The 26766-nt window shown below is 70.2% G+C and carries 21 protein-coding genes; 8 read left to right on the forward strand and 13 right to left on the reverse strand.

Annotated elements, in window-relative coordinates; translation table 11 throughout:
- Positions 1 to 45: 45 nt before the first annotated feature.
- The 5 genes from ABFO07_RS06360 to ABFO07_RS06380 all read right to left on the reverse strand — a co-directional run bounded on the left by ABFO07_RS06360 (position 46) and on the right by ABFO07_RS06380 (position 5950).
- A complete protein-coding gene (locus ABFO07_RS06360; RefSeq protein ID WP_059564457.1) occupies positions 46 to 726 on the reverse strand; it encodes an HAD family hydrolase in 681 nt (226 codons plus the stop codon).
- 98 nt (positions 727 to 824) lie between these two features.
- Positions 825 to 2234: an argininosuccinate lyase gene (gene argH / locus ABFO07_RS06365; RefSeq protein WP_059564458.1), complete on the reverse strand. Its 1410-nt coding sequence runs from the start codon at positions 2232 to 2234 to the stop codon at positions 825 to 827.
- Between the two features lie 86 nt (positions 2235 to 2320).
- Positions 2321 to 4672: a fimbria/pilus outer membrane usher protein gene (locus tag ABFO07_RS06370; RefSeq protein ID WP_347468561.1), complete on the reverse strand. Its 2352-nt coding sequence runs from the start codon at positions 4670 to 4672 to the stop codon at positions 2321 to 2323.
- 27 nt (positions 4673 to 4699) lie between these two features.
- Positions 4700 to 5410 (reverse strand): fimbrial biogenesis chaperone, encoded by a 711-nt coding sequence (locus ABFO07_RS06375; RefSeq protein ID WP_059996077.1) that lies wholly within the window; start codon positions 5408 to 5410, stop codon positions 4700 to 4702.
- A gap of 6 nt (positions 5411 to 5416) precedes the next feature.
- Positions 5417 to 5950 carry a Csu type fimbrial protein gene (locus ABFO07_RS06380; RefSeq protein WP_059883976.1) on the reverse strand — a complete coding sequence of 178 codons (534 nt, stop codon included), beginning with the start codon at positions 5948 to 5950 and terminating at the stop codon, positions 5417 to 5419.
- Between the two features lie 254 nt (positions 5951 to 6204).
- On the opposite strand from ABFO07_RS06380, the gene ABFO07_RS06385 reads away from it, so the two are divergent.
- The gene (locus ABFO07_RS06385; protein ID WP_347468562.1) at positions 6205 to 7203 is read left to right on the forward strand and encodes a Csu type fimbrial protein; all 999 of its coding nucleotides are present in this window, start codon (positions 6205 to 6207) and stop codon (positions 7201 to 7203) included.
- 12 nt (positions 7204 to 7215) lie between these two features.
- Here the strand turns inward: ABFO07_RS06385 and ABFO07_RS06390 are convergent, their stop codons facing one another.
- Positions 7216 to 8025: a helix-turn-helix transcriptional regulator gene (locus ABFO07_RS06390; protein WP_124490136.1), complete on the reverse strand. Its 810-nt coding sequence runs from the start codon at positions 8023 to 8025 to the stop codon at positions 7216 to 7218.
- Between the two features lie 285 nt (positions 8026 to 8310).
- Here ABFO07_RS06390 and ABFO07_RS06395 point away from each other — a divergent pair, with 285 nt between their 5' ends.
- Complete coding sequence (locus ABFO07_RS06395) at positions 8311 to 9063, forward strand: class I SAM-dependent methyltransferase (RefSeq protein ID WP_059891857.1); 753 nt, start codon at positions 8311 to 8313, stop codon at positions 9061 to 9063.
- 130 nt (positions 9064 to 9193) lie between these two features.
- On the opposite strand, the gene ppc is transcribed toward ABFO07_RS06395, so the two are convergent.
- The gene (gene ppc, locus ABFO07_RS06400; RefSeq protein WP_059891856.1) at positions 9194 to 12199 is read right to left on the reverse strand and encodes a phosphoenolpyruvate carboxylase; all 3006 of its coding nucleotides are present in this window, start codon (positions 12197 to 12199) and stop codon (positions 9194 to 9196) included.
- A 200-nt stretch (positions 12200 to 12399) separates the two neighbouring features.
- Here ppc and hemC point away from each other — a divergent pair, with 200 nt between their 5' ends.
- Genes hemC through ABFO07_RS06415 form a run of 3 tightly spaced genes read left to right on the forward strand, consistent with a single transcriptional unit; the run spans position 12400 to position 16567 of the window.
- On the forward strand, positions 12400 to 13401 hold the full coding sequence (gene hemC, locus ABFO07_RS06405; RefSeq protein WP_347468563.1) for a hydroxymethylbilane synthase: 1002 nt from the start codon (positions 12400 to 12402) through the stop codon (positions 13399 to 13401).
- Positions 13401 to 15377, forward strand: a complete 1977-nt coding sequence (hemDX, locus tag ABFO07_RS06410) for a fused uroporphyrinogen-III synthase HemD/membrane protein HemX (protein WP_347468564.1) — start codon at positions 13401 to 13403, stop codon at positions 15375 to 15377. Before hemC ends, hemDX begins: the two co-directional genes overlap by 1 nt.
- Before the next feature lie 2 nt (positions 15378 to 15379).
- Positions 15380 to 16567, forward strand: coding sequence for a heme biosynthesis protein HemY (locus tag ABFO07_RS06415; RefSeq protein WP_059564467.1), 1188 nt, complete (start codon positions 15380 to 15382; stop codon positions 16565 to 16567).
- A 113-nt stretch (positions 16568 to 16680) separates the two neighbouring features.
- On the opposite strand, the gene ABFO07_RS06420 is transcribed toward ABFO07_RS06415, so the two are convergent.
- The 3 genes from ABFO07_RS06420 to ABFO07_RS06430 all read right to left on the reverse strand — a co-directional run bounded on the left by ABFO07_RS06420 (position 16681) and on the right by ABFO07_RS06430 (position 20330).
- Positions 16681 to 17985, reverse strand: a complete 1305-nt coding sequence (locus ABFO07_RS06420) for an MFS transporter (RefSeq protein WP_059891853.1) — start codon at positions 17983 to 17985, stop codon at positions 16681 to 16683.
- A gap of 79 nt (positions 17986 to 18064) precedes the next feature.
- Positions 18065 to 18823, reverse strand: coding sequence for an SDR family oxidoreductase (locus ABFO07_RS06425; RefSeq protein ID WP_059564469.1), 759 nt, complete (start codon positions 18821 to 18823; stop codon positions 18065 to 18067).
- A 67-nt stretch (positions 18824 to 18890) separates the two neighbouring features.
- Positions 18891 to 20330 carry an aldehyde dehydrogenase family protein gene (locus ABFO07_RS06430; RefSeq protein WP_059810743.1) on the reverse strand — a complete coding sequence of 480 codons (1440 nt, stop codon included), beginning with the start codon at positions 20328 to 20330 and terminating at the stop codon, positions 18891 to 18893.
- Between the two features lie 281 nt (positions 20331 to 20611).
- On the opposite strand from ABFO07_RS06430, the gene ppa reads away from it, so the two are divergent.
- Positions 20612 to 21139 carry an inorganic diphosphatase gene (ppa, locus tag ABFO07_RS06435; RefSeq protein ID WP_010091037.1) on the forward strand — a complete coding sequence of 176 codons (528 nt, stop codon included), beginning with the start codon at positions 20612 to 20614 and terminating at the stop codon, positions 21137 to 21139.
- 55 nt (positions 21140 to 21194) lie between these two features.
- Here ppa and ABFO07_RS06440 read toward each other — a convergent pair whose 3' ends face one another.
- Both ABFO07_RS06440 and ABFO07_RS06445 read right to left on the reverse strand, forming a co-directional pair.
- The gene (locus ABFO07_RS06440; RefSeq protein WP_059564471.1) at positions 21195 to 21959 is read right to left on the reverse strand and encodes a GIY-YIG nuclease family protein; all 765 of its coding nucleotides are present in this window, start codon (positions 21957 to 21959) and stop codon (positions 21195 to 21197) included.
- A 69-nt stretch (positions 21960 to 22028) separates the two neighbouring features.
- A complete protein-coding gene (locus ABFO07_RS06445; RefSeq protein ID WP_060149714.1) occupies positions 22029 to 23207 on the reverse strand; it encodes a GNAT family N-acetyltransferase in 1179 nt (392 codons plus the stop codon).
- 115 nt (positions 23208 to 23322) lie between these two features.
- Here ABFO07_RS06445 and ABFO07_RS06450 point away from each other — a divergent pair, with 115 nt between their 5' ends.
- Both ABFO07_RS06450 and ABFO07_RS06455 read left to right on the forward strand, forming a co-directional pair.
- Positions 23323 to 25023 (forward strand): NAD+ synthase, encoded by a 1701-nt coding sequence (locus tag ABFO07_RS06450; protein WP_347468565.1) that lies wholly within the window; start codon positions 23323 to 23325, stop codon positions 25021 to 25023.
- A 65-nt stretch (positions 25024 to 25088) separates the two neighbouring features.
- On the forward strand, positions 25089 to 25427 hold the full coding sequence (locus tag ABFO07_RS06455) for a P-II family nitrogen regulator (RefSeq protein ID WP_017333848.1): 339 nt from the start codon (positions 25089 to 25091) through the stop codon (positions 25425 to 25427).
- A gap of 125 nt (positions 25428 to 25552) precedes the next feature.
- Here the strand turns inward: ABFO07_RS06455 and ABFO07_RS06460 are convergent, their stop codons facing one another.
- Entirely contained in the window at positions 25553 to 26644 is a 1092-nt protein-coding gene (locus tag ABFO07_RS06460) for a porin (protein ID WP_124482255.1), read from the reverse strand.
- Positions 26645 to 26766: the final 122 nt, after the last annotated feature.

Consider the following 26766-nt stretch of genomic DNA (forward strand, 5'->3'; position numbering starts at 1 on the left):
AAACGGGCACCGCGGTGCCCGTTTGCGTTTGGGGCGCGCGCCGGCTCAGCGGCGCAGTGCGTCGGGCAGCCCGAACCAGGTCGGCACGAGCGCGAGCGCGTCGTCGAGCGACGCGAGCACGTGCAGGCTCAGCGTGACGATTTCCGGCGTGGGCGCCTTCAGGTCGGGCACGGTGATGACCGACGCGCCCGCGCCGGCCGCGGACTGCGCGCCGAAGTCGCTGTCCTCGAACGCGACGCACGCATCGGCCGGCACGCCGAGCCGTTCGGCCGCGAGCCGGTAGACGGCCGGGTCGGGCTTGCCGCGCGCGACTTCGTCGCCGCCCGCGATCGCGTGGAAGAACGGCAGCGCGCCGACCGCGTCGAGCCGCGTGCGGATCACGTCGCGCGCGGACGACGACGCGACCGCGCACGGAATGCCGGCCTGCGCGAGCGTGCTGAGCAGCGCGTGCGCGCCGGGCTTCAGCGGAAACTTCGGATGCGGCTCGGGCGCGGCGAGCTGTTCGCGCACGCGTGTGCGTACCGACTGGAACGTGTCGGTATCGCCGATGATGCCCGCGAGGATCACCTGGCCTTCCGCGAACGAGCGGCCGACGATCTGCAGGTAATCGGCGACCGACAGCGCGACGCCATGCGCGTGCGCGACGTCGATCCACGTGTTCATGATCGTCCGCTCGGAATCGATGAGCAGGCCGTCCATGTCGAAGATCGCAGCGGAAAACGTCATGGGAAATCCGTGAGTCGGGGGCGCGCGGCGCACGCAACGGGCGTGGCCGCGCAAACAAAAAACGGACGCCGCAGAGGCGTCCGTCCGAAGCGGCCGGCTTACTTGCCGAGCGCGGCGCGCGCGGCCTTCACGGCGGCGCGCACCTGGTCCGGCGCGGTGCCGCCCGGGTGGTTGCGGCTCGCGACCGAGCCTTCGAGCGTCAGGTAGCCGAACACGTCGTCGCCGATCAGGTGCGCGACGTTCGGCAGTTCCTGCTTCATCTCGTCGAGCGTCAGGTCGGCGAGGTCGATGCCGCGATCGTCGCAGATCCGCACCGCGTGCGCGACCGCCTCGTGCGCGTCGCGGAACGGCAGGCCGCGCTTCACGAGGTAGTCCGCGAGGTCGGTCGCGGTCGAGAAGCCCTGCAGCGCCGCCGCGCGCATCGCGTCCGGCTTCACGGTGATGCCCGCGACCATCTCGGCGAAGATCCGCAGCGTGTCGGCGACGGTGTCGACCGTGTCGAACAGCGGTTCCTTGTCTTCCTGGTTGTCCTTGTTGTACGCGAGCGGCTGGCCCTTCATCAGCGTGAGCAGCGCCATCAGGTGGCCGTTCACGCGGCCGGTCTTGCCGCGCGCGAGTTCCGGCACGTCCGGGTTCTTCTTCTGCGGCATGATCGAGCTGCCCGTGCAGAAGCGGTCGGCGATGTCGATGAAGCCGACGCGCGGGCTCATCCACAGCACGAGCTCTTCCGAGAAGCGCGACACGTGCGTCATCACCAGTGCCGACGCGGCCGTGAATTCGATCGCGAAGTCGCGATCCGACACCGCGTCGAGCGAGTTCGCGCAGATGCCGTCGAAGCCGAGGGTCTTCGCCACCGCGTGACGGTCGATCGGGTAGCTGGTGCCCGCGAGCGCGGCCGCGCCGAGCGGCAGGCGGTTCACGCGGGTGCGGCAGTCGCGCATGCGCTCGGCATCGCGCGAGAACATCTCGACGTACGCGAGCAGGTGGTGGCCGAACGTGACCGGCTGCGCGACCTGCAGGTGCGTGAAGCCCGGCATGATCGTGTCGGCGTTCTGTTCCGCGAGGTCGATCAGCGCGCCGCGCAGGTCGTTCAGCAGGCCGCCGATGCGGTCGATCTCGCCGCGCAGCCACAGGCGGATGTCGGTCGCGACCTGGTCGTTGCGCGAGCGGCCGGTGTGCAGGCGCTTGCCGGCGTCGCCGATCAGCGCGGTGAGGCGCGCCTCGATGTTCAGGTGGACGTCCTCGAGGTCGAGCTGCCATTCGAATTCGCCGCGCTCGATCTCGCCCTGGATCTGCGCCATCCCGCGTTCGATCGCGGCCAGGTCGTCGGCGCTGATGATTTTCTGCGCCGCGAGCATCTTCGCGTGCGCGAGCGAGCCGGCGATGTCGACGAGCGCGAGACGCTTGTCGAAAAACACCGACGACGTGTAGCGCTTGACCAGCTCCGACATCGGTTCCGAGAAGCGGGCCGACCAGGCCTCGCCCTTTTTGTGCAGTTGGGACGTCATGGCGATTCTTCGAGGGGGTGTTGGGCGGCGTGCGCCGCGAGGAATCCGGGGATTTTAGCATCCGCCGCCGCGCGGCCGGGCGCGCGTCAGCGCAGCGCGCAGGTCAGCGGGCCGATGCGCGGCAGCGTGCCGTCGTCCGGGCGCGTGTACGCGAATTCGACGCCGCAGCGGCGCCCGCCGCCGGAAATCTCCAGATGATTGTCCGCGGCGAGGCCGTCGACGAACGTCAGGCCGTCGTAGCCGACGATCGTGCGCTGGCCGCTTTCCACGTGCACGACGTCGAGGCCGGGCGGCAGCGGCGCGCCGTCCGGCGCGCGCAGCGCGATCGACGCCGCGCGGTAGCGCGTGACCGGAAAGCGCGCGAGCACGCCCGAGCGGGCCTGCGGCACGACGTCGAGCGTGGTATCCGCGAGGCGCGCATCGGCCGGCAGCGTCGTGCCGTCGATCGCGACGCGGTTGTGCTGGTACGCGCTCAGGTCCGGCACCAGCAGGAAGCCGGTGCGATCGGTCTCGCCGATCGGCCGGTTCTGGTGCAGCACCGGCACGCGCCCGGCATCGGTCGACACGAGCGCGAAGCCGTCGTCGATGCGGCGCGACGCCAGCAACTGGCCGCTCATCAGCACGAGCGCGCCGGTCACGTCGACCGACGCGTCGCGCTGCCCGCGGAACGACTGCCCGAGCAGCGTGACCTGGCCCGCGCGGCCCAGGTATTGCAGCTGCCCCTGGCCGTAGCGCAGCGGGCCGTTCTCGCCGGCCTGCACGTTCCAGCCGAAGCCGCCGTCGTAGTCGGGCGCGCGCGACGCGCTGACCGCGCGGGTCGACTCGCCGTTCTGCCGGCCGACGCTCGCCGCGACCGACGTGTTGTCGCCGAGGCCGATGCTCAGGCTGACGAAGAAGCCGCGCGCGTCGTGCTGCCGGAAATCCTGGAAGGCGCTGACCGTCATCGACGCCCGCATCCCGAAGTTGACCGACCACGCCGCCGAGCCGATCCGCGACGCGCTCGCGCCCGGGTACTTGAGGCCGAGATAGCTGAACGACAGCGACTGCGCGCGCAGGAACGGGAACGACACCGTCACGCGGTCGCTGACGGTCGCGACCGGCGTGCCTTCGCGCGCGCCGAGGTCGCCGTAGCCGCCGAACGCGCGCAGCGTCTGCGCGTCGACCGAGAAGCGCGGCGTCACGTACTGGTAGCCGAGGCCCGCCTGCGCGCCGGAGAAGCGCCCGGCGCTGACGGCCAGCGACGCGTTGGCGACGCCGCCGCCGCCGATGCGCGCGAGCACGCCCGCGCCGGCGTTGTAGATGCCGCTCGTCGCTTCGGCGTGCGCCTCGGCCGTCAGCCGCTCGGTGACGCCGTAGCGCAGCGATCCGCTCGCGGCCGGCGTGCGCGCATAGTCGAACGCATCCTGGCCGTACGCGCGGCGCAGGAAGCCCGCCTCCACCGAATAGCTGGCGAGGCCGGGCGCGAGCAGGCGCGTGTCGACGTAGAGCGGGATCGACGTGGCGATCGTGCGGCCGAGCGCGTCGCGCGTGATCACCGTCGCGTTGCCGGCGCCGGTGATGCCCGGCACGCTGTTGATCACGAACGGGCCGCCCGGCACGTTGCCGCTGAACTGGCGCACGTTGTTCACGTACAGGTCGACGGCCGACGGCACGACCGCGCTGCCCGACAGCGCCGGCACCGGGAAAGTCACGAGATCGGGGCGCAGGCCGAAGTTGCTGCGCCACTGCACGCCGCCGACGCGCAGCGAGCGGGTCCACGACAGCGACGACGAGATCGTGTCGCCGAACTGGGTCGTCGTGAGCGTGCGCGGGTCGGACGTCGCCCACGACGTGTCGTAGCGCATGTAGCGCTGCCCGTCGCGGCGGAAGTAGCCGATGCCGGTGTTGCTGAACACGCCGGCCGGATCGAAGTAGCGCATCTCGGTCCACACCGCGAGCGGCGCATGCGCGGTGGTCTGCGCGTACGCATCGTAGTTCAGCACGATGCCCCGGCCGGACGTCGCGGGCGGCGTGGCGGCGAGGCCGCGCGCGTCGAACGTGTGCGGAATGCGCAGCGCGTCGGGCACGTGCAGGTCGATCGTCTGGCGGCCCGGATCGTAGTCGTAGCGCAGGCCCGCGAGCGCATCGAGCGCGACCGGCGTGTTCGACAGCGGCTGCGCGCGGTCGCCGGTCGCGATGCCGAGGTCGTTCAGGTCGGCCGACGCCGCGAACAGGTGCCCGTCGGCCTGCCGGAAGCGCGCGATCCGGTGGGTCGGCTCGCCGTTGAGCGACACCTCGAGATACAGCGCGCCGGGCTCCGGGGCGGCGGAGGGCGGCAGTTCGGCCGCCGGCTGCGCGCCTGCGGCGCCCGCGCGCAGCGCCAGCGTGAGGGCGGCGAGCCACGCGTAGCGCCTCGCTGGCGTCGTTCGGTTGGCATGTCGCGTCGTCGGCGCGCGCAACGGGGCGGGAGGGGGCTGGCGCCGGGTTCAGCGCGGCGTCAGCCGGGCCTCGATGGGTTGCGTGTTCACCGTCGCGCGGACTTTCACGAACGGTGACGGGCGCGCGTCGAGCTTGAGCGGCCAGCGCCGCACGCTGCCGGCCAGCGCGTAGCCGAGCAGCCCGCGCGCGACTTCGTGCGCGTTGCCGTGCGCATCGACGAGCTGCACCGCGGAGAGCTGCGCGCGCCGGCCGCCGAGATTCGCGACCGACAGCCGCAGGCCCTGCTGATCGGCTTCGATGCGCCAGTCGAGCTGCGGCGGGCCGGGCGGCGCGGCGGGCTCGACGAACACGGGCACCGAGTAGCGCACGCGGATCGCGATGCCGTTCTGCGCCGGCGTGCCGGGCGCAGGCAACTCGTCGATCAGCACGCGATAGCTTTCCTCCGTGGCAGGCGTCGCGCGCATAGTGCGCACGAGGCGGATCAGCTGCTCGGCGTTCGCGCCGATCTGCAGCAACGGCGGCGACGCGGCGAGCGAATCGGTCGGCGTCAGCACGTCCTCGCCGTTCTCCTGCGTCCAGCGGAACGTGCGCACCTGGCCGTAGATCGGCTGCACGCCCGAATTGGCGAGCGTGACGCCCGCCGCCGTGACCGACGGCGGCAGCTCGAGCGTTACCGGCGAAATCTGCAGCGTCGCGGCCGGCGCGGTCGCGGCCGACGCGGCGCACAGCGCGGCGGCGAGACGGGAGCGGATCGCCACGGCGCGTCAGAAGTAGACGGTCGCGGTGATGGTGGCCTGGTAGGTGTCCGGCTTCGGGGTGGCTTGCGTCTGCACCTGCCCGTACACGTTGATCGTCTGGGCGGAGCCGTTGCCGGTGCCGCCGACGGTGTCGGTGCCCTGCGTGTTGCCCCAGATCGTCGTGTGGCCGCTGTCCTGGAAGAGCTGGAAGCCGAGCGTCGTGCCCGTATTGCCGCTGGTCGTGCCGGCCATCAGCCGCGCGCTGACCGTCGAGCCGGAGACGCCGCCCGCGTCGAGCCCGACGTTGTACGGCGTCGAGTTGCTGCAGGTGACGGACAGCGTGGTCTGCTGGTTGATCGCGGACGTCAGCACGCCCGAGGTGCCGAATGCGAGCGGGTTCGCGCTGACCGCGCAGTTCGCCTGGATGGTCAGCGTGACGTTGAATTGCGCGGTGGCGGTGCCGTTGGAATAGACGGCGGCGGCGACAGGGCGCCACGCCGGGGTGAGTGCGATGGCCGCCGCGATGGCGGTGGACAGCCCGTGACGCGTGATGGCGTTCATTGTGATGGTCTCCAGCCGTTCAGGGAGTGTCGCCCCGGCCCGCGGTGCCCGAACCGCGTGATGCGCCGCCGTGTCGACGGAACCGCACATTCGTCTGACTAGACTACTCTACGCATTTGGTTGCATGCAATGGTAGAAATGCTGACTAGTTCGCATTGTCTGAACATTGTGCGGGCGGGCGGCTTGATCTGGATCAACGATCGGGGCGGCATGCGGGCCGCCGCCGGAACGGACGCTTTTCTATGGGGAAAACCATGACGGAGCAGCGGGTCGTGCGGGCGTACCGGTATCTGCATCGGGTGGCGTGCTGGCTGCTGGCCGCGCTGCTGTGCGGGCCGTGGCTGTCCGCGTACGCGGACAGCTGCACGGTGAGCGCGCAGACGACGAGCTTCGGTTCGGTCAGCCCGATCACGCAGGCCGCGTACACGACCACCAGCACGGTGGGCGTGACGTGCACGTGGGATACGCTGAGCCTGAACACGACCGCGCTCGTCTGCCTGAATCTCGGCGCCACGAGCCCGCGTGCGATGACGAACGGGGCCAACCAGATGCAGTACGACCTGTACCAGGACAACGGCTATACGCAGGTCTGGGGCGCGGTCGCCAGCGGCACGACGCCGATGTCGGTCACGCTGGCGAAGCCGGGGCTCGGCACGAGCGCGAACGCGACGCTGACCGTCTACGGCCGCATCGCGCCGAACCAGCCGACCGTGCCGAGCGTCAACAACAGCAGCACGCTCTACTCGCAGACGTTCGCCGGGAACCAGGCGTCGTACAGCTACAACTTCGCGCTGCTCGGCATCCAGCTGGTGCCGTGCACGTCGCAGGCGTCGGCGGGCACGTTCGCGTACTCGACGAATGCGACCGTCGTGAACAATTGCTTGATCAATGCGACGAATGTTGCGTTTCCCGCAACGGGCGTGCTGACGTCGGCGCAGACGGCCACCGGCTCGATCAGCGCGCAGTGCACGAACGGCGACGCGTTCCAGATCGCGCTGAACGGCGGCAGCAGCAGCAATGTCGCCGCGCGCACGATGCAGCGCAGCGGCGGCGGGGGCTCGGTCGGCTATCAGCTCTATCGGGACGCCGGCTATACGCAGCCATGGGGCGACGGCACCGGCGGCACGTCGATGGCGACCGGCACCGGCAGTGGGCTCGCGCAGGCCATCACCGTCTACGGGCGCGTGCCGGCCCAGGCCACGCCCGCGCCGGGCAACTACAGCGATACGATCACCGCGACGATCAGCTTCTGAGCCCGAGCCGCGTCACTCGAGCACCAGCACGACGAGCTTCAGGTCCTCGCGGTGCGCGGGCTTCAGCGTGATCTGCTGGTACACGAGCCGGCCTTCGGCCGGGTGGTCGAACTCGCGCTGGCCGCCTTCGCGCTCGAACACGTCCTGCGACGCCCAGTACTGCGCGAACGCGTCGCTGCCGGCCGTCAGCGCATCGATCAGCGCGCGGGTCGGCGCATCGCTCAGGTGGCGGATCGAATCGGCGCGGAATTCTGCGGCGAGCCGGCGCGCGCGCGTTTCCCAGTCGACGATCAGCGCGCGCGCGGCCGGCGCCATGAACGTGAAGCGCAGCAGGTTGCGGTCGTGATCGCCGTCGAGCCAGCCCGTGAACAGCGCGGCGGCGGGCGCATTCCATGCGAGCGCGTTCCATTGGCGGTCGAGTACGTACGCGGGCGTCGCGATCGCGGCGACGGTCGCGGCGAGCGTCGGCGGCAGGTCGCCGGCGGCGACGTCGGGTTCGGCCGGGTCGCGCTGCGCGGCCAGCTCGAACAGGTACGCGCGCTCGGCCCGCGACAGCTGCAGCGCGACCGCGATGCGCGCGAGCGCGTCGGCCGACGCGGACACCGGGCGGCCCTGCTCGATCCATGTGTACCAGGTCGGGCTGACCCCGCACAGTTGCGCGACTTCCTCGCGGCGCAGCCCCGGCGTGCGGCGGCGCGGGCCGGGCGGCAGGCCGACGGCCTGCGGCGACAGGCGCTCGCGGTGCGTGCGGATGAAATCGCCGAGCGCGCGGGCGGGCGACGCGTCGAGCGGCGGGGTGGGGGCGGCGGGTGGAAGGCTCATGCGGAAAGCGTCAGGCAGGTGGGTCGAATACCAGAATAACTACTTAACTTGTACTGGTACAGATGCAGGCCTATTGTAGCGGCTCACGCGTCCGCCCGCATCGGCGCGGACGGTCCCCCCACCCGGCTTTGCATGGTGGCCGGAGCAAGCGCTGACGCGCCGCCTCCGGCCGACCGCTTTGCACGGGACCGGAGCAGGCGCTGAAGCGCCAACTCCGGCTGACAACCTTGCATGGGGCCGGAGTAAGCGCTAAAGCGCCAACTCCGGCCGACAAAGGAGAGTGCGATGAAACATCACGATCAGGTCGCCGACGCATTCGGCTCGACGGCCGCAGCCTACCTGACGAGCGCCGTGCACGCGACGGGCGCCGACCTGCAGGCGCTCGCCGACGCGGTGCGCACGACGCCGGGCGCCGCGGTGCTCGACCTCGGCTGCGGCGCGGGCCATGCGAGCTTCGCGGTCGCGCCGCATGCGCGCGAGGTCACCGCGTACGATCTCGCGCCGCAGATGCTCGCCACGGTCGACGCAGCGGCGCGCGAGCGCGGCTTCGCAAACATCCGCACCTGCCACGGGCCGGCCGAGCGGCTGCCGTTCGAGGCGGCGACCTTCGACTGGATCGTGAGCCGGATGAGCGCGCATCACTGGCACGACGTGCGCGCGGCGCTCGCCGAGATGCGCCGCGTGCTGAAGCCGGGCGGCCGGGTGCTGATGATCGACATCGCGGGCCACGACCATCCGCTGCTCGATACCTACCTGCAAGCGGCGGAAGTGCTGCGCGACGCGTCGCACGTGCGCGACTACCGGGCCGACGAATGGCTCGCGATGTTCCGTGGCGCGGGTTTCGACGCGCAGGTGGCGAGCCGCTGGCGCCTGCCGATCGATTTCGACACCTGGGTCGCGCGGATCCGCACGCCGGCCGACAGCGTGACGGGCATCCGCGCGCTGTGGGCGCACGCGCCCGACGAGGTGCGCAGCCATTACGCGGTGCAGCCGGACGGCTCGTTCGAGCACGATGCGCTGATGATCGACGCGCACTGACGCGCGCACTGCCTGGCGATCCCCGCATCGCGCCAGACGAAAAAAGGCCGCGACACACACGAATGCGTATCGCGGCCGATGTATTTCCGGTGCAGCACATGCGCCGCATGCGTCACACCGGGTTCGCGGGTCAGCCGGTGTTGCGCAGGCCGGCGGCGATCCCGTTGATGGTGAGGTGAATCCCGCGCCGCAGCCGCGCGTTGGTGTCGCCCGCGCGGTGCCGCTTGATCAGCTCGACCTGCAGGTGGTTCAGCGGATCGAGATACGGGAAGCGGTTCTTGATCGAGCGCGCGAGCAGCGGGTTGGTCGCGAGCCGCGTGCCGTGGCCGGTGATCTCGGCCAGCGCCTGCGACGTGCGCTCCCACTCGGCGACGATCCGCTCGAACACGTGCTTGCGCAGCTTCTTGTCCGCGACGAGCTGCGCGTAGCGCGACGCGACCGCGAGATCGGTCTTCGCGAGCACCATGTCCATGTTCGACAGCAGGTTCGAGAAGAACGGCCAGGTCTTGTGCATCTTCTTCAGCAGCGCGAGGCGCTTGGCGCGCTCGGCGTCGTCCTTTGCGCCGTCCAGATACGCGGCCACCGCGCTGCCGAAGCCGTACCAGCCGGTCAGCAGCAGGCGGCACTGGCCCCACGAGAAGCCCCACGGAATCGCGCGCAGATCCTCGATCCGGCGGTGCTTCGGATCCTGCAGCTTGCGCGACGCGGGCCGGCTGCCGATGTTCAGCTCGGCGATCTCGCTGATCGGCGTCGACGAGAAGAAGTAGTCGGTGAAGCCGGGCGTCTCGTAGACGAGCGCGCGGTACGACGCCATGGCCGCATCGGACAGCGTCTGCATCGCCGTCTCGAACGCCGGCAGGTGCGCGGGCGCGTTCGACTGCGGCAGCAGCGACGCCTCGAGCGTCGCGGCGACGACGGTTTCGAGGTTGCGCCGGCCGATTTCCGGGTTCGCGAACTTGCTCGCGATCACCTCGCCCTGTTCGGTCAGGCGGATCTGGCCGTTCACGGTGCCCGGCGGCTGCGACAGGATCGCCTGGTAGGTCGGGCCGCCGCCGCGGCCGACCGTGCCGCCGCGGCCGTGGAACAGCCGCAGCGTGATGCCGCGCTCGCGGAACAGGTCGACGAGCGCGAGTTCGGCGCGATACAGCTCCCAGTTCGACGTGAGGAAGCCGCCGTCCTTGTTGCTGTCCGAGTAGCCGAGCATCACTTCCTGCTCGCCGCCCTGGTGCGCGACCAGCGATTCGACGCCCGGCAGCGCGAAGTACTCGCGCATGATCCGCGACGCATCGCGCAGGTCGGGAATCGTCTCGAACAGCGGGATCACCATCAGGCCGTTGCGCGCGCCGCCGTGCTTCGCGCCGAGCGCGCCTTCGAGCAGGCCGGTTTCCTTCTGCAGCAGCAGCACCTCGACGAGGTCGCTGACCGTCTCGGTGTGCGAGATGATGTAGTTGCGCACCGCGCGCGGCCCGAACTGCGCACGCACCGCGCGCGCCTTCTCGAACACGCCGAGCTCGCTCTGCGCGAGCGCCGAGTACTCGAAGTACGGCAAGCGCAGCGGCCGCGGATCGGCGAGCGCGGCGAGCAGCACGCGCAGCTTGTCTTCCTCGGCGAGCGCCGCGTAGTCGGCTTCGACGCCGGCGCGCGCGAACAGCTCGGCGACCACCGCCTCGTGGATGTCGGAGCTCTGCCGCAGGTCGATGCTCGCCAGGTGGAAACCGAACACCTCGGCCGCGCGCGCGAGCGGCGCGAGGCGCGGCGCGGCGAGCGATGCGCCGTGATGCTCGGCGAGCGATTCCATCAGCACCTTGAGATCGCGCACGAATTCCTCGGAATCGGCATACGGCGTCGCGCGTACCGGCGGCGTGCCGCGCCCGGCGCTGCGCACCGGCACCGTGCCTTCGCCCACGCGCACCCGCGCGCTCGCGGCGAGCCGCGTGTAGATGCCGATCAGCGCGCGGCGGTACGGCTCGTCGACACGGTGCGGCGACTGGTCCGGCGACGCGGCGGCGAGCGCCTTCACCGCGTCGTTCGCACCGACCAGCAGGTTCGACACCGACAGCTCGGCGCCGAGCTTGTGCACCTGTTCCAGGTAGTGCTCGAGGATCACCGCGGCCTGGCGGTTGATCGCCTCGTCGAGCGTCGTGGCGGTGACGTTCGGGTTGCCGTCGCGGTCGCCGCCGATCCAGCTGCCCATCTGGAAGAACGCCGGCACGCGGGCGGGCAGGCCGTGCTCGGCCAGCGCGGCCTCGATGTCGCCGTACAGCGCGGGCAGCTCGTCGAGGAACGTCGCGCGGTAGTACGACAGCGCGTTCTCGATCTCGTCGCCGACGGTCAGGCGCGCGTCGCGCAGCATCCGCGTCTGCCACAGCGCGGTCACGCGCGCGCGCAGCATCGATTCGTTGTGCTGGCGTTCGCGCGCGGTCAGCTCCTGGTCGCGCTCGGCGAGCAGCCGCGCGATGTCGTGCTGCGCGTCGAGGATGCTCTTGCGCTGCACTTCGGTCGGGTGCGCGGTCAGCACGGGCACGATCAGCGCGTCGTCGAAGAAGCGCTGCAGCACGCCCTTCGACGCGCCGCCCGCCTGCTTCAGCTGGTCGAGCGCGAACGCGACGGTGCCGGGCTGCGGCGCGGAGCCGGCGAGCGCGTGGATGCGGCGGCGCCGGTTGTGGTGGCGGTCCTCGGCGATGTTCGCGAGGTGCGAGAAATAGCTGAACGCGCGCACGACGCTCACCGTCTGCTCGGGCGTCAGCTTGCGCAGCTTCTTCTCGAGCGTCTGCGCGGCGTCGCGGTCGTCCTCGCGGCGGAATTTCACCGCGGTCTGGCGGATCGTCTCGACCACGTCGAACACCGCGTCGCCTTCCTGCTCGCGCACGACGTCGCCGAGCAGGCGGCCGAGGAAGCGGATGTCCTCGAACAGCGGGCGGTCCTTGTCCTCGCGCGTGCGGCCGTTCGGCTTCGTCGCCGTGACGGCTGCGCCGGCGGCCTCGGCCGCGCGTTTGGTCTGACGTATCGGGTCTTTCGGTTTGGTTGCCGGTTTCGCACGGCCGTTCGCGGCGGCGGCGACGGAGCCCGTCTGGGCATCGGAGGAGGGCAAGGCAGCATTGCGGCGCGCCGTACGCGCCGATCCGGAAGACTTCACGATGGGTTTCCTTGGGAAAGCTCGAGTGAAAAGGGACTGCGGGCACTGCGGTCCAGCAACCTGCGACTTCTGCGGCACTTCCGCGCATCCGCGCCGCCGCCCGCGCCAGGCGGCGCCGGGGCCGGCTCCGCGCCCCGGCGGGCGCGGGCGTGCGTGCTACCATTGTTCGATCTTCAATCCCGTCCTTCGATGTTCCTGCAATGAATTCCGAGACCCTATCGGCCGGGCCGCGACAGGCACAGCCGCCGGCGACGCTGACGATTGCTTCGCGCGAAAGCCGCCTGGCGATGTGGCAAGCCGAACATGTGCGTGATGCGCTGCGCAAATTATATCCAGCTTGTGACGTGAAAATCCTCGGGATGACGACCCGTGGCGATCAAATTCTCGATCGCACGCTGTCGAAGGTCGGCGGCAAGGGCCTGTTCGTGAAGGAGCTGGAGAACGCGCTCGCCGACGGCCGCGCGGATCTCGCCGTGCATTCGCTGAAGGACGTGCCGATGGCGCTGCCGGACGGCTTCTCGCTCGCGGCGATCATGAGCCGCGAAGACCCGCGCGACGCGTTCGTGTCGAACGACTACGCGTCGCTCGACGCGCTGCCGGCCGGCGCCGTGGTCGGCACGTCGAGCCTGCGCCGCGAGGCGATGCTGCGCGCGCGCTACCCGCACCTGCAGGTGCAGCCGCTGCGCGGCAACCTCGACACGCGGCTCGGCAAGCTCGACCGCGGCGACTACGCGGCGATCATCCTCGCGGCGGCCGGGCTCAAGCGCCTCGGTCTCGATGCACGCATCCGCGCGCTCATCGACGTCGAGGACAGCCCGCCGGCGGCCGGCCAGGGCGCGCTCGGCATCGAGATCGCCGCGCACCGCGCCGACGTCGCCGCGTGGCTCGCGCCGCTGCACGACCACGACACCGCGCTCGCGGTCGAGGCCGAGCGGATGGTGTCGCGCGCGCTCGGCGGCAGCTGCGAGGTGCCGCTCGCCGCGCACGCGGTGTGGCGCGCGGGCGAGCTGTACCTGACGGGCCGCGTGTCGACCACCGACGGCAAGCGCGTGCTGACGGCCGACGCATGCGCGGCGGCGATGACCGTCGCCGATGCGCTCGCGCTCGGCCGCGCCGTCTCCGACGAGCTGGAAGCGCAGGGCGCGCTCGACATCGTCCACGCGTTGCTCGCCGGTTCGCAGGCCGGCAAGGGCGACGCCTGATGGCGGGCGGCGCACGCGCGTTCACCGCCGTCCTCACGCGCCCGGACGGCCAGTCCGCCGGGCTCGCGGCGCAACTGGCCGAAGCCGGCTGCGACGTCCTCGACTTTCCGCTGATCGACATCGCGCCGCTCGACGATCCCGCGCCGCTCGCCGCCGCGTTCGCGGCGCTCGCCGACTACGCGCTGGTGATCTTCGTGTCGCCGAACGCGATCGACCGCGCGCTCGCGCAGTACGGCGCGATCTGGCCGAACGCGCTGCCGGTCGGCGTCGTCGGTCCGGGCAGCGTCGCCGCGCTCGAGCGTCACGGCATCGCCGCGCCCGCGTACCGGGTGATCGCGCCGCAGGCGCCCGACGACGGCGGCGCGCCGCATTACGATTCCGAAAGCCTGTTCGCGTGCATCGAGGCCGCGTTCGGCGGCGCGGCCGCGCTCGCCGGCCGGCGCGTGCTGATCGTGCGCGGCGACGGCGGCCGCGAATGGCTGGCCGACCGGCTGCGCGAAGCCGGCGCGGAGGTTCACCTGGTCGCCGCGTACCGCCGCGTCGTGCCGGAGCCGCGCATCGGCACGTGGGAGCGCGTGCATGCGCTGCTCGGCGGCGAACCGCATGCGTGGCTCGTGACGAGCTCGGAAGGCGTGCGCAACCTGCACGAACTCGCGCACGCGCACCTCACCGAGGCCGAGATCGGCGCGTTGAAGCACGCGCCGCTCGTGACGCCGCACCCGCGGATCGAGCAGACCGCGCGGGCATTGGGTTTTGATAGGATTACGCTGACCGGCGCGGGCGATGAGCGCATCGTCCGCGCGTTTCGATCGATGGCCGACGAGGCCGTCCAACCGGCGACAGCCGCACCGGTGATTAAACGCATGACAGATACCAACGATTCCAAGAGCGTCGCTTCCCAGCCGGCCGCTGCATCCGCCGCGTCCGCCAGCCCACCTTTCCGGTCGCCCGAGCCGCCCGCGCGCCGCGGCGGCAGCGCGATCCTGTGGCTCGTCGTCGTCGTGCTCGGCTGCGCGGCAGGCGTCGGCGGCTATGCGCTGAACCGCAAGGTCGACCGGCTCGACGACACGCTGGTCGCGCGCCAGAAGGTGCTCGACGCGCAGGCCGCCGAGACTCGCCTGAAGACCGAGCAGGCGCTCGCCGGCGCGCATCAGGTCGACACGCAGCTCGCACAGCTCGACGGCAAGCTCGCCGACGCACAGAACGCGCAGCAGGCGCTGCAGCAGCAATACCAGGATCTCGCGCGCAACCGCGACGCATGGATGCTCGAGGAAGTCGACCAGATGCTGTCGAGCGCGAGCCAGCAGCTGCAGCTCACCGGCAACACGCAGCTCGCGCTGATCGCGCTGCAGAATGCCGACGCACGCCTCGCGGCGTCGCAGAGCGCGCAGGCCGTCACGGTGCGCAAGGCGCTCGCGCAGGACATCGAGAAGCTGAAGGCCGCGCCGTCCGCGGATCTCACGGGCCTCGCGATCAAGCTCGACGACGCGATCGCGAAGGTCGACGCGCTGCCGCTCGCCGGCGAGGCGATCGTGCCGCACGCGGCGCCGAAGGCGCCCGCGCCGGCGGACGCCGCGAAGGCGGCCGACGCGGCCGGCGAGCCGCGCTGGAAGACGTGGTGGCACGGCTTCTCGGCCGGCATCGGCGAGCAGCTGAAGGGCCTCGTGCAGGTGCGCCGCATCGACAACGCGGACGCGATGCTCGCGTCGCCCGAGCAGGGCTACTTCGTGCGCGAGAACGTGAAGCTGCGCCTGCTGACCGCGCGGCTGTCGCTGCTCGCGCGCAACGACGCCGCGATGAAGGCCGACCTGCACGCCGCGCAGGCGTCGCTGGCGAAGTATTTCGACCGGGCGGCGAAGGACACGCAGACCGTCGAGGATCTGCTGAAGCAGGTCGACGGCGCGTCGCTCGCGGTCGCGGTGCCGAACCTGAACACCAGCCTGAACGCCGTTCAGCAGTTCAAGAGCCGGGGGTAACGATGACGCTCAGAGGAATCGTCTGGCTCGCGATCCTGTTCGCGATCGCCGCGGCGCTGGCCACCGTCGGCCGTTTCGACACCGGGCAGGTGCTGCTCGTGTATCCGCCGTACCGGGTCGACCTGTCGCTGAACCTGGCCGTGTTCGCAATCATCGTGCTGTTCATCGTCGTGTATGCGCTGCTGCGCATCGTGCGCAACATCTGGCGCATGCCGCAGCGGGTCGCCGCGTATCGCGCCCGCGCGCGCAACGAGAAGGCGCAGGCATCGCTGCGCGACGCGATCGCGAACCTGTACGCGGGCCGTTTCTCGCGCGCCGAGAAGGCCGCGCGCGACGCGCTGTCGATCGACGCGAACCAGGGCGCCGCGAGCCTCGTCGCGGCCACCGCCGCGCACCGCATGCACGAATACGCACGCCGCGACGACTGGCTGTCGAAGGTCGGCGCGCCCGAGTGGCAGGATGCGCGCCTGCTCGCCGCCGCCGACATGCGCGCGGATGGGCGCGATGCCGACGGCGCGCTCGCCGCGCTCGCCGAGATGCAGGCGGGCGGCAAGCGCATTCACGCGCAGCAGGTCGCGCTGCGCGCGCAGCAGCAGCTGAAGAACTGGGCCGAGGTGCTGAAGCTCGCGAAGGCGCTCGAGAAGCGCGAGGCGCTGCATCCGGCCGCGGCCGTGCGGCTGCGTCAGCAGGCGGCCGAGAACCTGCTGCGCGAGCGCCGTCACGATCCGGACGCGCTGCTCGAAGTGTGGCAGTCGCTGTCGGCCGCCGAGCGGCAGTCGCCGCGCCTCGCCGATCAGGCGGCCGATCTGCTCGTGTCGCTCGAACGCCGGCCGGAAGCGCGCCGCATCGTCGAGGAGGCGCTCGCGCACAACTGGGACGCGCGCCTGCTGCGCCGCTATCCGGATACCGCCGGCGGCGACGCGCTGCCGCTGATCCAGAAGGCGGAAGGCTGGAAGAAGGATCATCCGGAAGATGCCGACCTGCTGTTCGCGCTCGGCCGCCTCTGCCAGCAGCAGCAGCTGTGGGGCAAGGCGCAGTCGTTCCTCGAGGCGGCGCTGAAGCTCGCCGACAACGAGGCGCTCAAGGTGCGCGCGCATCGTGCGCTCGCGCGCCTGTTCGAGCATCTCGGCGAAACCGACAAGGCGGCGAAGCACTACCGCGAAAGCGCGCTCGCGATCACCGTGGTCTGACGCGGCTCGCGGCCGGCGCGCCGGCGGCACGACACAAGGACGACACACCCCGGCCGCCGGATGGCGCCCGGGGTGTTTTTTTGCGGGCGCCGCGCGTCGCCGTGCCGCGTGCGTTAGCGGTCGACCAGCCGCTTCGGCACCGACAGCGCGAGCAGGCCGCCGAGCACGAGGAACCCGGCGAGCATGTACATGCCGGCGTCGTTCGCGCCGGTCGCCTGCTTGAGCCAGCCCATCAGGTACGGGCTCAGGAAGCCCGCGAGGTTGCCGATCGAGTTGATCATCGCGATGCCGGCCGCGGCCGCCGTGCCGCCGAGGAAGGCGGTCGGCAGGCTCCAGAACAGCGGCAGCGTGGTGAGGATGCCCATCGTCGCGAGCGTAAGGCCGAGCATCGCGAGTGCGGTTTCGTGCGCCCAGAGCACCGACAGCACGAGCCCGAGCGCGCCGAACGCGGCAGGGATCGCCAGGTGCCAGCGCCGTTCGCGGCGCTTGTCGGCGCTGCGCGCGATCAGCACCATCGCGACCACCGCGGCCGCGTACGGAATCGCCGACAGCAGGCCGATCGCGAACGCGTCGGTGACGCCGGTCGCCTTGATGATCGTCGGCAGCCAGAAGCCGACGCCGTAGAGCCCCATCACGAACGAGAAGTAGATCAGCGCCATCAGCCACACGCGCGGGCTCGACATCACGGCGCCGAGCGACGGGTCCTCCTTGACCGCTTCCTCCGCGTCGACGTTGCGGGCGAGCAGCGCCTTTTCTTCGTCGGTCAGCCAGCTCGCCTTCGCGATCCGGTCGTCGAGCGCAAAGAACACCAGCACGCCGGCCAGCACCGACGGGATGCCTTCGAGCAGGAACAGCCACTGCCAGCCGTGCCAGCCGCTCACCCCGTCGAACGCCTTCAGGATGAAGCCCGAGATCGGCCCGCCGATCACGCCGGACAGTGCGACGGCCGTCATGAAGAAGGTCGTCATCCGGCCGCGCCGGTGCGCGGGATACCAGTAGGTCAAGTAGAGGATCACGCCGGGAAAGAAGCCCGCCTCGGCCACGCCGAGCAGGAAGCGCATCACGTAGAACATCGTGGGCGTCGTGACGAACATCGTCAGGATCGAGATCACGCCCCAGGTCGCCATGATGCGCGCGATCCACAGCCGCGCGCCGACCCTGTGCAGGATGATGTTGCTCGGCACCTCGAACAGGAAGTAGCCGAAGAAGAAGATGCCGGCGCCGAGGCCGTACACGGTGTCGCTGAGGTTCAGGTCGCTGGCCATCTGCAGCTTCGCGAACCCGACGTTCACGCGGTCGAGATACGCGACCACGTAGCACAGCAGCAGGAGCGGCGTGAGCCGCCACGAGACCTTGCGGTAGGTCGCCTCCTCGAATGCGCCGGACGAGCCCGGCAGCGAATGCGTCGACGTTGCCATGTTTGTCTCCTGTCGTTCGTGTGATGCGGGCCCCGTGCGTTCAGGGCCCGTTATTGGCGTGAATTGGCGTGAATTGGCTCTAGATGCAGCGCCCGCCGTCGACCTCGAGGCACACGCCGGTGATGAACTCCGCTTCGTCCGACGCGAGGTAGAGCGCCGCGTTCGCGATGTCCTGCGGCGTCGAGAAGCGGCCGAGCGGGATCGTCGCGAGAAAGCGTTGGCGGTTTTCCGGGGTGTCCTCGCAGCCCATGAACTCGGTCATCAGCGCGGTCTCGCCAAGCACCGGGTTGATGCAGTTCACGCGGATGCGGTCCGCGCCGAGCTCGGCGGCGAGCGACTTGCTCGCGGTGATCATCGCGCCCTTGGTGCTGTTGTACCAGACGAGGCCCGGGCGCGGCCGCACGCCGGCCGTCGACGCGACGTTCACGAACACGCCGCCGCCTTGCGCGCGGAAGTACGGCACGAGCGTCTGCACGCACCAGTAGAGGCTCTTCATGTTGACCGCGTAGACGCGGTCGAACTCCGCCTCGGTCACGTCCAGCACGGGCTTGTTGCGGTGCGTGGTGCCGGCGTTGTTGACGACGATCTGCACCGCGTGGAAATCGTCGAGCGCGGCGGCGAGCAGCGCGCGCCAGTCGTCGCCTTTCGACACGTCGCCGGCCACCGCGATCGCCTTGCCGCCCGCGAGCGCGATCTCGCTGGCGACGCGCTCGGCCGCCGCGCCGTTCAGGTCGTTGACGACGACGTTCGCGCCCTCGCGCGCGTACGTCTTCGCGATGCCTTCGCCGAAGCCCGAGCCGCCGCCCGTGACGATCGCCGTCTTGCCGCTCAACCGCATGGTGTGTCTCCTTGTGTGAGGGTTGCCGTCATGTTTCGCCGGGCGGCCGTGTACGGCCGCCGCGCAATCAGCCGTGCCGGATCGCGATGGTCTTGAGCACCGTGAAGCCGTACAGCGCCTCGAAGCCCTTCTCGCGGCCGTGGCCCGAGTGGCCGATGCCGCCGAACGGCAGCTCGACGCCGCCGCCCGCGCCGTAGTTGTTGACGAACACCTGGCCCGCGCGGATGCGCCGCGCGAGGCGCAGCTGGCGCGCGCCGTCGCGCGTCCACACGCCCGCGGCCAGCCCGTACGGCGTGCCGTTCGCGAGTGCGACCGCCTCGTCCTCGTCGGCGAAGCGCATCGCGGCGAGCACCGGGCCGAACACCTCTTCCTGCGCGAGCCGGTGCGTCGGCGGCACGTCGCGCAGCAAGGCGGGCGCCTGGTAGAAGCCGGTTTCGGGCGCGTCCGGCACGACCTGGCCGTGCGCGGCCATCGGGATGCCGTCGTGCTGCGCGTCGGACAGGAAATCCCATACGCGCTGCTGCTGCTTCGCGTTGATCAGCGGGCCGCAGTCGAGATCCGCGCGGCTCGGGCCGACCTTCAGCGCGTTGAACGCGGTCGCGAGCCGGTCGACGAGCGGCTCGTACACCGCGCGCTCGACCAGCACGCGGCTGCCGGCCGAGCAGGTCTGCCCGCCGTTCTGCACGATCGCGTTGACGAGCACCGGCAGCGCGGCGTCGAGATCGGCGTCCGCGAACACGATCTGCGGCGACTTGCCGCCGAGTTCGAGCGTGACGGGCACGTGGTTCTCCGCGGCCATCTGCGCGACGAGCTTGCCGGTCGCGGGCGAGCCGGTAAACGAGATGTGATTGACGTCCGGATGGCGGGCGAGCGCCGCGCCCGCCTCGTGGCCGTAGCCGGTGACGATGTTGAGCGCGCCGGCCGGCAGCCCCGCTTCGGCGGCCAGCGTCGCGACGCGCAGCACCGACAGGCACGCATCCTCGGCCGGCTTGACGACGCACGCGTTGCCGGCCGCGAGCGCCGCGCCGACGCTGCGCCCGAAGATCTGCATCGGGTAGTTCCACGGCACGATGTGGCCGGTGACGCCGTGCGGCTCGCGCACCGTCAGCACCATGTAGCCGGCCTGATAGGGGAGGGTTTCGCCGTGCAGCTTGTCGGCGGCGCCCGCGTAGAACTCGAAGTAGCGCGCGAGCGCGGCGGCGTCGGCGCGCGCCTGCCGCAGCGGCTTGCCGGTGTCGCGCGCCTCGAGCGCGGCGAGTTCTTCCAGGTGGGCCATGACGAGCGCCGACAGCCGTTGCAGCACGCGGCCGCGCTCGGCGGCGCTCGCGGCGCCCCATGCGCCCGAGAACGCGTCGCGGGCCGCGGCCACCGCGCGCTCGACGTCGGCGGCGGAGCCGCGCGCGATGGCCGCGAACGGCTGGCCGTCGGACGGATCGATGACCGGGATCGTTTCCAGTTGCGCGGGAAGGGTCCACTCGCCCGCGATGAAATGCTTCGCCTCTTCCATGCCTGCTCCTGTCACTGCGGGCGGGCGCGGCGCTTCTGCGCCGGTGCCTGCCCATGCTTCGCGATTGATCGGAGCGTGCATCCTGGGGCCCGCTCCGCTCCCGTGCAATGCTGCGTGTTGTTCGACGGCCGGACGATCAGCGCGATTATCGCGCCGTTCGTCATCCGGACGCCACCGGTCGATTGGCTATAATGGCGCATTCTTTCCGGACATGCCGGCGGTGCGTGCGTCGCCCGCGGCGTGCCCTGTCCCGAATTCCCTTCGACCAACAGAGAACGCTCATGAGCTTCAACCATGTTCCGGCCGGCAAGGACTTGCCGCAAGATTTCAACGTCATCATCGAGATTCCCGCGCAAAGCGACCCGGTGAAGTACGAAGCGGACAAGGAGCTGGGCCTCCTCGTCGTCGACCGCTTCATCGGCACGGGCATGCGCTACCCGGTGAACTACGGCTACATCCCGCAGACGCTGTCGGGTGACGGCGACCCGGTCGACGTGCTGGTGATCACGCCGTTCCCGCTGCTGGCCGGCTCGATCGTGCGTTCGCGCGCGCTGGGCATGCTGCAGATGACCGACGAGTCGGGCGTCGACGCGAAGCTGGTCGCGGTGCCGCACGACAAGGTCTGCCCGATGACGGCGAACCTGAAGTCGATCGACGACGTGCCCGAGTACCTGAAGGATCAGATCAAGCACTTCTTCGAGCAGTACAAGGCGCTCGAGAAGGGCAAGTGGGTGAAGGTCGAGGGCTGGGCCGGCATCGACGCCGCGCACAAGGAAATCACCGACGGCGCCGCGAACTACAAGAAGTAAGCGGCGCGCCGGCCGACACGGCCGGTCCGTTCGATGCGCAACCGCGCGTGTCTCCTCAGGAGGCCGCGCGGTTTTGTTTTGTGCGGGCGGTTTTCTTCGTCTTCGGTGCGGAGGCGGGGGATGGTGCCGTGGCGACCGGGCTCGCTGCGTCGTTTTTCTTCGATGCCGGCCGACGTGTCGACCTGGTCTTGATGGCCGGACTCGCAACGGGCGATGAGGTGATTGCCGCGGCACGGCTGCGTTTCGGCGCGGCGGCGTTCGAGCTCGCTGCTGCGCCGGCGGGCGCCGCGATCTTTTTCGTCGCGGCCTTCGCAGCCTTGTTCGCGGGTGTCGGCGAGGCCTTTGCCGGAGTACGGCCGCGTTTCGGCAACACATCGTTCGAACTGTCCGTCCCGGCCGTCACGGCGACAGGCGCGTCCTCCGCCATCGCATCCGCAACCGCGGCCCGCTTGCGACGCGCTCCAGCCGCCCGCGTGCCGCCGTTCGCGCGCTTGCGCGCTCCGCTGGCCGTCTCGGCCGCTTCCTCCGTGCCCGCGTCGACCTCGACCACGACCGGCAGCACCGACTCGAGCGTCCGCATGCCCGCGGCCAGCTCGCGCTTCTGCTTCGGGCTCAACTGCTTGACCCAATACTCGGCGCGCGACGCGCTCGAGCGGTCGGCGAGCGGGAACGACGCGAGCACCGCGCGCGGCTTGCGCGAGCGCGTGTAGCGCGCGCCTTTGCCGGCCGCGTGTTCGTCGAAGCGCGCGGCGACATCGGTCGTGATGCCGGTGTAGACGCTGCCGTCGGCGCATTCGATCAGATACAGGAACCAGGACATGACGGGGCAGCGAAATGCGGCGGAGTGCGGCGAAGGCGCCAGTGTCTCAGAAAACGCGCGCGTCGCGCGCTAATCCGCGCCGCGCTTGAACGGATCGTGGTCGCGCAGCTCGTCGACATACGCGTGGATATGATCCGTCTCGCGTTCGAGGAAGCGCGACACCGCGTCCGAGAACGCCGGATGCGCGAGCCAGTGCGCGGAATGCGTGACGGTCGGCAGGAAGCCGCGCGCGAGCTTGTGCTCGCCCTGCGCGCCGCCTTCGAACGTGTCGAGCCCCGCGTCGATGCAGAACTCGAGCAGCTGGTAGTACGCGGTTTCGAAGTGCAGGCACGGCACGTGCTCGAGCGCGCCCCAGTAGCGGCCGTACAGCGTGCCGCCGCCCTGCGCGTCGCGCTGGTAGACCGCGAGCGCGCTCGCGATCGGCTTGCCGTCGGCTTCCGCGATCACGAGCAGCAGGTTCTCCGGCATCGTCGCGCCGATCGCGCGGAAGAAGTCGAGGTTCAGGTACGGGCTCGAATAGTGCTCGCGATAGGTCTGCCGGTAGCAGCGCGAGAAGAAGCGCCAGTCGGCATCGCCGATCGCGTCGCCGGTGAGGCGCCGGAACGTCACGCCCGCGTCGCGCACCTTGCGGCGTTCGGCGCGGATGTTCTTGCGCTTCTTCTGCTCGAGCGTGCCGAGGAAATCGTCGAAGCTGCGATAGCCGTCGTTGACCCAGTGGAACTGCACGCCCTGGCGCAGCATCATCCCCATCGAGTCGAACAGCTGCGCCTCGGGCTCGGTCGGGAACAGCACGTGCAGCGACGACACGTCGCTCTGCTCGGCGAGCGCGAGCAGCGTCGCCGCGAGGCGGCGGCGCGCCGCGTCGTCGACGGCGAGCAGCCGCGCGCCCTGCACCGGCGTGAACGGCACCGCGCACAGCAGCTTCGGGTAATACGGCACGCCATTGCGCTGGTACGCGTCCGCCCATGCCCAGTCGAACACGTATTCGCCGTACGAATGGCTCTTCAGGTAGACGGGCGTGGCGGCCGCGAGCCGGCCCGTGCGCTCGTCGGTCAGCGTGACGAAGCGCGGCGACCAGCCGGTCTCGTCGACCGCGCAGCGCGCGACGTGCAGCGCGTCGAGGAACTCGTGGCGCAGGAACGGCGTCGGGTGCGGGTCGCGGGCGAGCAGCGCGTTCCATTCGTCGGCCGGCACCTCGGCCGGGGACGACAGGATGCCCGTGCGATAATCGATGCGTTCGTGTTTCAACCGTGTGAATCCGTACCGTTGGATGTCGCCGGATGCGCGCCGCCAGCGGCGGCAGGCGCCCGGGACGATTTCGTCAGCCGTTCATGGCGCGCCTCGTGGCAGCGCCGATCCCGTCATGATGACCCGTATCGCACTCGCTCAAATCAACGTCACCGTCGGCGATTTCGCCGGCAATGTCGCGCGGATCGTCGCGGCCGCGCGCGCCGCGCACAACGATGGTGCGCAGTTGATGATCGCACCCGAACTCGCGCTGTCCGGCTATCCGCCCGAAGACCTGCTGCTGCGTCCCGCGTTCTACGCGGCGTCGGCCACGGCGCTCGCCGAGCTCGCTGCCGAGCTGAAGGCGTTCGACGGGCTCGCGGTGCTGGTCGGCCATCCGTTGCGGGCGTGCGACGCGGGCGGGCCAGGCGTCGATGGTAATGCAAACCGCCCGATCGAGCGCGGCGTGCCGCCGTCCGATACCTACAACGCGGCGTCGCTGATCGTCGGCGGCGAGATCGTCGGCACCTATCGCAAGCAGGACCTGCCGAACGCCGAGGTGTTCGACGAGAAGCGCTATTTCGCGACCGACGCCGAGCCGTTCGTGTTCGAGCTGAACGGCGTGAAGTACGGCGTGGTGATCTGCGAGGACGCATGGCACGCGTCGGCCGCGCAGATCGCGAAGGCGGCCGGCGCGCAGGTGCTGCTGATCCCGAACGGCTCCCCGTATCACATGAACAAGGAAGCGGTGCGCATCGACATCCTGCGCGCGCGCATCCGCGAGACGGGGCTGCCGATGGTGTACGTGAACCTCGTCGGCGCGCAGGACGAGCTCGTGTTCGACGGCGGCTCGTTCGTGCTCGACGCCGCGGGCGAGCTGGTCGCGAAGATGCCGCAGTTCGAGGAAGGGCACGCGATCGTCGCCTTCGACGGCGCGCGGCCGCTGCCCGGCGCGATCGCGCCGGAACTGCCGCTGGAGGCGCAGGTGTATCGCGCGCTCGTGATGGGCGTGCGCGACTACATCGGCAAGAACGGCTTCCCGGGCGCGATCATCGGCCTGTCGGGCGGCGTCGATTCCGCGCTGGTGCTCGCGATCGCGTGCGACGCGCTCGGCCCCGAGCGGGTGCGCGCGGTGATGATGCCGTCGCGCTTCACGGCCGACATTTCGACGACCGACGCGGCCGAGATGGCGCGGCGCGTCGGCGTGCGCTACGACGAGATCGCGATCGCGCCGATGTTCGACGCGTTCCGCGCGGCGCTCGCGGGCGATTTCGCGGGCCTCGCCGAGGACGCGACCGAGGAGAACATCCAGGCGCGCATCCGCGGCACGCTGCTGATGGCGCTGTCGAACAAGTTCGGCTCGATCGTGCTGACGACCGGCAACAAGAGCGAGATGGCGGTCGGCTACTGCACGCTGTACGGCGACATGGCCGGCGGCTTCGCGGTGATCAAGGACATCGCGAAGACGCTCGTCTACCGGCTCTGCCACTACCGCAACGCGGCGGCCGACTACGGCACCCGCGACATCATCCCCGAGCGGATCCTCACGCGCGCGCCGTCCGCCGAGCTGCGCGAGAACCAGACCGACCAGGACAGCCTGCCGCCGTACGACGTGCTCGACGCGATCATGCGGATGTACATGGAGGAGGACCGCCCGCTCGCCGAGATCGTCGCGGCCGGCTATGCCGAGGCCGACGTGGCGCGCGTCACCCGGCTCATCAAGATCAACGAATACAAGCGCCGCCAGGCGCCGATCGGCATCCGCGTCACGCATCGCGCGTTCGGCCGCGACTGGCGCTACCCGATCACGTCACGCTTCACCGAGCGCCTCGATTGAGCCGCGCGCGGCGTAGAATCGGGCCCACGGGTTTTCATCCAAACGAGCATTGAGGGACAACCACCATGAAACGCATCACCGCCATCATCAAGCCGTTCAAGCTGGACGAAGTCCGCGAGGCGCTCGCCGAGGTCGGCCTGACGGGCCTGACCGTGACCGAGGTGAAGGGCTTCGGCCGCCAGAAGGGGCATACCGAGCTGTATCGCGGCGCGGAATACGTCGTCGACTTCCTGCCGAAGATGAAGATCGAGGTGGTGGTCGCGGAAGGGCAGGTCGACCAGGTGATCGACGCGGTGATCGGCGCCGCGCGCACCGGCAAGATCGGCGACGGCAAGATCTTCGTGTCGGACGTCGAGCGGGTGATCCGCATTCGCACCGGCGAGGAAAACGAAGCGGCGGTCTGACGCCGCCTGCGCACGCACCCATAAAAAACGGTGCGATACCCTGCCGGGTACCGCACCGATACGCGCCTCTCGCAGCAGCGTGGAAAACGTAATCGAATTGCGTTGTTGAGTGAGGGTCGCCCCGATCAGAACAGGTGCTGGATGCCGGCGTAGAAGCCGGTCTGGCTGCCGCCGAGCCGCGGGTTGCCGCTCGCGACGTCGGTGCCCGCATTGTTCGCGTTCAGGCCGAAGTTCGCGCTCTTGCTGTTGCGGGCCGTCGCGACCTGGAAGTCGAGCAGCGTGCGCTTCGACAGGTTGTACGTGCCGCCGAGCGTGTAGATGTTCGCGTTGCCGCCGCCGTGGTTCGTGTTCACGTGATACACGGCAGCGATCAGCGCGGCGGCCGGGGTGGCTTGCCACGTCACGCCGCCCCAGACCTGGTCGGTGGCCGTTACGCCGACATTGCCGGCCGGCGTGCCCGCGCCGTCGGCGCGCGATGCCTGATAGGCCGCCTGCAGCTTGAACTGGCCGAGGAACATGTTCGCGCCGAAGAAGTATTCGCGCGAGTAGCGGTAAACGTCGGAGAACCGGCCGTTCGCGTCACGCACTTCGTCGTAGATGCCGCGCAGCTGGAACAGCGCGTTCGTGTAGGTGATCTGTGCGCCCGCAGCCCGGCCATCCTGCTTCGGGTCGGTGTTGCCGTTGAACCTCGTCGAGTTCGACAGCGCGAACTGGCCGTAGAAGTCGAAGCCGTAGAGCTGCGGCGACTGATACGAAATGTTGTTGCTGGTCTTGTTCCAGTTGCGGCCGCGCACCAGCGACGCCGTCGACCAGGCCGACTGGCCGAACGGGTCGAAGTCCCACACGCCGTTCGCGATCGCCAGTTCGCGGCCGAACAGCAGCGTGCCGTACTTGTCGTTCGCGACACCGATCGTCGCCCAGCGATTCCAGAGGCTGCCGGCGCCCGGGCCCGCGCCGCTCATCGTGTCGAAGCTGCCTTCGAGCTTGAAGACCACCTTGTTGCCGCCGCCGATGTCCTCGGAGCCCTTCAGGCCCCACAGGCTCGTGCCCCAGTCGCCGCTTTCCGCGCGCCAGCGGGAGCCGTTCTGCATCCCGTTCATGTACTCGATGCCGGCATCGAGACGGCCGTACAGCGTGACGCTGCTTTGCGCGTGCGCTGCCACTCCTGCAGCCATCAGCGCTGCGGCGACCAAAGCTTTCTTCATCATCTCCTCCATACCCTGTCAAAAAGTCAACCCAGAACTGCACGAGATGCCCGGCGCGGCGAGCGTCGGGCAAAAGCGGGATAACCAGGGAGACCTCGTGCGCGGCCGGTCAGGCGTGACACGCGGGCATACAC

The sequence above is a fragment of the Burkholderia stagnalis genome (genome assembly GCF_039848545.1).
Classification (GTDB): domain Bacteria; phylum Pseudomonadota; class Gammaproteobacteria; order Burkholderiales; family Burkholderiaceae; genus Burkholderia; species Burkholderia stagnalis.